7 protein-coding genes are annotated in these 6,001 nt (G+C 61.8%); 6 read left to right on the top strand and 1 reads right to left on the bottom strand.

Annotated features, from left to right (window positions below):
* Nucleotides 1–131: 131 nt before the first annotated feature.
* The 6 genes from AC1DLB_RS18815 to AC1DLB_RS18790 all read left to right on the top strand — a co-directional run bounded on the left by AC1DLB_RS18815 (nucleotide 132) and on the right by AC1DLB_RS18790 (nucleotide 4,712).
* On the top strand, nucleotides 132–764 hold the full coding sequence (locus AC1DLB_RS18815; protein ID WP_018928469.1) for a TetR family transcriptional regulator: 633 nt from the start codon (nucleotides 132–134) through the stop codon (nucleotides 762–764).
* Between the two features lie 216 nt (nucleotides 765–980).
* Complete coding sequence (gene ureE / locus AC1DLB_RS18810; protein ID WP_477785426.1) at nucleotides 981–1,481, top strand: urease accessory protein UreE; 501 nt, start codon at nucleotides 981–983, stop codon at nucleotides 1,479–1,481.
* Nucleotides 1,478–2,152: an urease accessory protein UreF gene (locus AC1DLB_RS18805; protein ID WP_018928471.1), complete on the top strand. Its 675-nt coding sequence runs from the start codon at nucleotides 1,478–1,480 to the stop codon at nucleotides 2,150–2,152. The genes ureE and AC1DLB_RS18805 overlap by 4 nt, the downstream gene beginning before the upstream one ends.
* 23 nt (nucleotides 2,153–2,175) lie before the next feature.
* Nucleotides 2,176–2,790 (top strand): urease accessory protein UreG, encoded by a 615-nt coding sequence (ureG, locus tag AC1DLB_RS18800; RefSeq protein WP_008001031.1) that lies wholly within the window; start codon nucleotides 2,176–2,178, stop codon nucleotides 2,788–2,790.
* Nucleotides 2,791–2,818: 28 nt separating this feature from the next.
* Nucleotides 2,819–3,391, top strand: a complete 573-nt coding sequence (locus tag AC1DLB_RS18795) for a HupE/UreJ family protein (protein ID WP_064616033.1) — start codon at nucleotides 2,819–2,821, stop codon at nucleotides 3,389–3,391.
* Nucleotides 3,392–3,584: 193 nt separating this feature from the next.
* Nucleotides 3,585–4,712 carry an AGE family epimerase/isomerase gene (locus AC1DLB_RS18790; RefSeq protein WP_477744195.1) on the top strand — a complete coding sequence of 376 codons (1,128 nt, stop codon included), beginning with the start codon at nucleotides 3,585–3,587 and terminating at the stop codon, nucleotides 4,710–4,712.
* 118 nt (nucleotides 4,713–4,830) lie between these two features.
* On the opposite strand, the gene AC1DLB_RS18785 is transcribed toward AC1DLB_RS18790, so the two are convergent.
* Nucleotides 4,831–5,601 carry an SDR family oxidoreductase gene (locus AC1DLB_RS18785; protein WP_019582223.1) on the bottom strand — a complete coding sequence of 257 codons (771 nt, stop codon included), beginning with the start codon at nucleotides 5,599–5,601 and terminating at the stop codon, nucleotides 4,831–4,833.
* Nucleotides 5,602–6,001 lie beyond the last annotated feature (400 nt).

The following is a 6,001-nucleotide window of genomic DNA, read 5'->3' as shown; positions in this document are numbered from 1 at the left end:
ATCCCCGGATTGGGCTTTTGACTTTATAGAAGCTGCATTTCCCCCGCGTGCTCCCCCGACAGTCCGTTCGACGCCAGCGAAGCCGATTTGCTAGAGTGCGCCGCTGTCCCTGTCCAGAAAACACCCTTGCGATGCTGCCCCGCGCCGAACAGAAACAACAGACCCGCAACGCCCTGATGGACGCTGCCCGCCACCTGATGGAAAGCGGCCGAGGATTCGGCAGCTTGAGCCTGCGCGAAGTGACGCGAACCGCCGGGATCGTGCCCACTGGTTTCTACCGGCACTTCGCCGACATGGACGAATTGGGCCTGGCGCTGGTGTGCGAAGTCGGCCAGACCTTCCGCGAAACCATCCGCCTGGTGCGCCATAACGAATTCGTCATGGGCGGTATCATCGATGCCTCGGTGCGGATCTTTCTCGACGTGGTCACGGCCAATCGCTCGCAGTTCCTGTTTCTTGCCCGAGAGCAGTACGGCGGCTCGCTGCCGGTGCGCCAGGCCATCGGCCGCCTGCGCGAGGACATCAGCTCGGACCTGGCGGCCGATTTGTCGCTGATGCCCAAACTGCAGCATCTGGACATCGCCGGCCTGAGCGTCATGGCCGATCTGATCGTCAAAAGCGTGTTCGCGACCCTGCCGGACATCATCGATCCGCCGGCCGAAGCATTGCCCGAGCACCTGACACCCCAGGCGAAAATTACCCAGCAGTTGCGGTTTATCTTTATCGGGCTGAAGCATTGGCAGGGACTCGGCAGTACCGAGTAACCCGTTAGAAAAAGATCGCAGCCTTCGGCGGAAGGCTGCGATCTTTTTTTGTGCGCTGCAAATTGGTGCGTAAACACCCGTCACGCACCAACTTCAATCAAAGTCCTGCAACATTGTGAGTCTCCCCCGTCGCTCTGACAGGCATTTCCTACCTCTCACCCGATTGGCAAGCCCCTTGCTCTAGCCTGAACATTGTTCATTGCTGGAAGCCTTCCGATGCTGGTGATTCATCGCAGAATCGACCCTCAACCCGTCTGGGCCGCCGAGTTGCACCTGACCTTCGAAGCCAGGAGCAAAAGCCGCTTGCGCTGTTTCAGTGCCGAGGGTGAAGACGTCGGCTTGTTTCTGGAGCGCGGCCAGCCACCGCTGCATGACGGCGAGTGCCTGCAAGCCGAAGACGGGCGCGTCGTTCGCGTCTGTGCTCGCMCCGAACAACTGCTGCACGTCACCTGCGCCAATGCGTTCGAACTGACCCGCGCCGCCTATCATCTGGGCAATCGCCACGTGGCCCTGCAAGTCGGCGACGGCTGGTTGCGCCTGCTCGATGATTACGTGCTCAAGGCCATGCTCGAACAGCTTGGCGCCAAGGCCGAGAACATCGAAGCGCCGTTCCAGCCGGAACACGGTGCCTACGGTGGTGGCCATCACCACTCGCGCCACGGTGACGAGGACTTCAACTACCCGCCGAAACTGCACCAGTTCGGCGTGCGCTTATGAACCCCGCCTGGGCGCTGCTGCGCCTGGCCAGCCCGCAGCTGCCGATTGGCGGCTACAGCTATTCCCAGGGCCTGGAAATGGCGGTGGATAACGGCCGGGTCAATGATCCCGACAGCGCGCGACGCTGGATCAGCGATCAATTGCTGCTGAACCTGGCGCGTTTCGAAGCACCGCTACTGCTCGCCCATTGCACCGCCGCCGCCGAAGAAAACTGGGCCGAGTTGCTGCAACGCTGCGAAGAGCATCGCGCCAGCCGCGAAACCCGTGAGCTGCATCAGGAGAGCCGGCAGATGGGCTATTCGCTGCAGCAGCTGCTCAACGGCTTGCCGGAGCTGGACGAGCCTGCTCGCGCCTTTCTCGAGCAACGCCCTGAACCGCACTTGGCTCTCGGCTGGGCGCTGGCGGCTCGCGCCTGGAACATCAACCCGCAAGATGCGCTGGCCGCCTGGCTCTGGAGCTGGCTGGAAAACCAACTGGCGGTGTTGATGAAAACCCTGCCGTTGGGCCAGCAAGCCGCACAACGCCTGACCAGCGAACTGCTGCCGTTGCTGCAACAGGCGCAGCAAGACGCCAGCCGAATCAATCTCGAACACGTTGGCAGCGCCGCTTTCGGTCTGTCCCTGGCGTGCATGGCCCATGAGCGCCAGTACAGCCGTCTGTTCCGTTCCTAGGGCCTTTTAGTTTGGAGAATCACATGAACACACAACCCCTGCGCGTCGGCATCGGCGGCCCGGTCGGCTCCGGCAAAACCGCCTTGACCCTGGCCCTGTGCCTGGCCCTGCGCGAACGCTACAACCTGGCCGTCGTGACCAACGACATCTATACCCGCGAAGACGCTGACTTTCTGGTGCGCAACGAAGCCTTGGCGCCGGAGCGGATCATCGGCGTGGAAACCGGCGGCTGCCCGCACACGGCGATCCGCGAAGACGCCTCGATCAACCTCGAAGCCGTGGACCAACTGAACCGGCGCTTTCCGGGGCTGGATCTGATCCTGGTGGAATCCGGCGGCGACAACCTCTCGGCGACCTTCAGCCCGGAGCTGTCCGACCTGACCATTTACGTGATCGATGTCTCCGCCGGCGACAAGCTGCCGCGCAAGGGTGGCCCCGGCATCTGCAAATCCGACCTGCTGGTGATCAACAAGATCGACCTGGCGCCGCTGGTAGGCGCGTCGCTGGAGATGATGAACAGCGACACCCAACGCATGCGCAACGGTAAGCCGTTTGTCTTCAGCAACCAGAAAACCGGCCAGGGCCTTGAAGAAATCATCGCCTTCATCGAACGCCAGGGCCTGCTGACTGCGGCCTGATCACACTTATCAACAAGGAAGCTTATCCATGACACTGAAACGCATTCTGGGCGCCATGGCCCTGCTGCTGACCCCAGCCATTGCCTTCGCCCACCCGGGCCATGGCGACAACGGCTTGATCGCCGGCATCAGCCACCCGATCGGCGGCCTCGATCACTTGCTGGCGATGGTTGCCGTGGGGTTGTGGGCGGCGCAGCAGAAAGGCGCTGCGCGCTGGGCCCTGCCGTGCACATTCGTGGGCACCATGTTGATCGGCGGCTTGCTGGGTTTTGAAGGACTGAACCTGCCGGCGCTGGAAAGCGGGATTGCGGCATCGGTATTGGCGCTGGGCCTGGCGGTGGCGTTGGCAGTGCGTCCGCCGCTGAGCCTGGCGGTTGCGGCGACCGCGTTGTTCGCGCTGTTTCATGGTGTGGCGCATGGCCTGGAATTGCCGGACATGTCCAGCCCTTGGGCGTATGCCGCAGGGTTTGTGGCAGCGACAGCGGCATTGCATGCCGCGGGTTATGCGATGGTTCGCGTCTTGCCTCAGGCCGCGGCACCATTGGTTCGGCTGGCGGGTGCGGCGTCGGCGGTAACCGGAGCTTGGTTATTAGCGGGTTAATTCTCTAGCGTCTGGACTGACCTCTTCGCGGGCAAGCCTCGCTCCTACAGGATTGTGTTTGACCCCGCAATTCGTGTCATGACACGAAACCTGTAGGAGCGAGGCTTGCCCGCGAAGGCGGCCTGACAGACACCGCATCTCTAAGGCCTGCTAACATGTCGCGCAATTAACCCTGCCGTGACGACGCCAGCCAATGCCGCATGTTTCCCGCTCTGCCTCCCAGCCTGAATTGACCGCCCTGTTCGCCTCAGTGCACCAGCACTTCCAGGACGTGATCGTGCCGCTCTGGCAGAGCCCCGGCTGGAACGCCGACATGGCGTTGCCTTATGAGGCGCTGGATGCCGAGCATAAACCGCTGCCCCCTCAGCGCTACCGGGCCATGGCCTGCGCGCGGCAGCTGTACCTGTTCTCCAGCCTGATCGGCCAGGTGCCCAAGGCTGAAGAGCGCGCGGCGGCGCTGTTTCGTTCCTTGCAACGGCATTTCCACGATGCCGAGCATGGCGGCTGGTTCTACAGCATCGACCCGCAAGGTACGCCGCTGGACCAGCGCAAAGACCTCTACACCCACGCCTTCATCCTGTTCGCCTGCGCCCATTATTGGGACAAGGTTCGCGAACCGCTGGTGGAGTCGGTACTCAACGCCGCGCTGGAAGTGGTAGCGCAGCGTTTCGCCATGGGCGACGGCCTGTACGAAGCCAGCCTGGACCGTGATTGGTCCTCGCTCGACTCCGGGCCATTGCAGAACCCTCTGATGCATTTGGCCGAAGCCTTCCTCGCCACCCTTTCGGTGCGCGAAGACGCGGCTGTGCAGAACGCACTCATCGAGTTATGCACAGCCATGCAAAAGCGTTTCATCGACCCGCGACATGCGGTGTTGATGGAGAAGCCGCTGGGAGCTGTGGATAACTGGTTCGAGCCGGGCCATCAGTTCGAATGGTATTTCCTGCTGCAATCCTCGCCATTGCTGCGCGGCTCGACACTGCATACCTCGCTGGAGCGCGCGTTTGCGTTCACCGAGCAACGGGGTGTCGATCAGCAGACCGGTGCCGTGCGAGCGATGCTGGAACTGGATGATCACCCTCGCGACGCAACCCAACGCATCTGGGCTCAAGCCGAATACCTGCGCGCCCTGACCTTGCGCCCGGACAGCGAAGCATCGGTGCAACGCCAATTGCAGGCGTTGCAACAAAGCTTTCTGCATGCGGGCGGTTGGTATGAGTGTCGCGATGAGCAGGGCGAAGTGAGCCGCAAGGACATGCCTTCGACCACGCCTTATCACTTGGCAACCTGCTATCGCGGATTGGCCGAGTATCTCGGCTGAGTTTTTTTGTGGCGAGGGGGCTTGCCCCCGTTGGGCTGCGCAGCAGCCCTAGTGTTTTATCAGTTGCATCGCAGGCGGCTGCTTCGCACCCGAACGGGGGCAAGCCCCCTCGCCACAATTACGCCTTGCCGCCATTACGCTCAATGGCAAACCCACTCCAGGTCTGGCTCACCGGCATCAGCTCAAGGCTGTTGATGTTGATGTGGGCCGGTGCGTTGAGCACCCAGAAAATGGTCTCGGCGATGTCTTGCGGCTGGATCGGGTCGGCACCGGCGTAAGTGGCGTTGTAACGCTCCTGGTCACCGGCGAAACGCACCAGCGAGAACTCGCTCTCGCACAAGCCCGGCTCGATGTTGCTGACCCGCACGCCCGTACCTTGCAGGTCGCAGCGCAGGTTCAGGGAGAACTGTTTGACGAACGCCTTGCTCGCGCCATACACGTGGCTGCCCGGGTACGGGTAGTTGCCGGCGATGGAGCCGAGGTTGACGATACTGGCGCCACGGCCATGAGCGATCAAACGCGGCAGCAACAGGCGGGTGCTGTACATCAGGCCTTTGATGTTGGTGTCGACCATGGTGTCCCAATCATCGAGATCGCACTTGGGCGCCGGATCCACACCGAGGGCCAGGCCGGCGTTGTTGATCAGCCCGCGCAGCTTGGCGAAGGACGGCGGCAGGTTGGCAATCGCCTCCTCCATGGCCTTGCGGTCCCGTACGTCGAGCACCAGGCCATGGACCTCGGTCTGTTTCGACAACTCGGCGCACAGGGCATTGAGGCGCTCTTCACGACGACCTGTCAGCACCAGTTTCCAGCCGGCCTCGGCAAAACGACGGGCACAGGCTTCACCAAAACCGGAGGTCGCGCCGGTAATAAACAGGGTGTTGGACATCGTGTTCTCCTTGCGTCGGCTGACAGTCAGCCCTTGGAATAGAAAATCAACCGGCAGCATGCCCGGCCTTTTCCACAGCGRCAACCATGGCAAAAACCGTACAAAAAATGATCAATGCTGGCAACACCCCATGCCCCGTGGCTTGCAGCCATGTACGCGCACCTTATCCACAGGCCGRTCCACAGTTTCCGGGGGCAAGTGGAAAAGCTGCAAGCCGCTATCCACAAGGCTTTGCGGGYAKATTTGAAAGTTTTTTGCTTGACCCTGAGGCATCCGCTGTGTAGTCCAGGGCAATTTGCACGACTGAGCGGTCATAGCGACGATGGCGCCAAGCCAGCAACCACGGCCCTCAGCCGAGTCTTTCCAGAGTTTAACCACAGACTTATCCACAGGCTTGTCC

Source organism: Pseudomonas sp. 05N434, from assembly GCF_056396965.1.
Note: the sequence above shows the minus strand (reverse complement) of the source record. Positions and strands in the feature narration are given on the sequence as shown.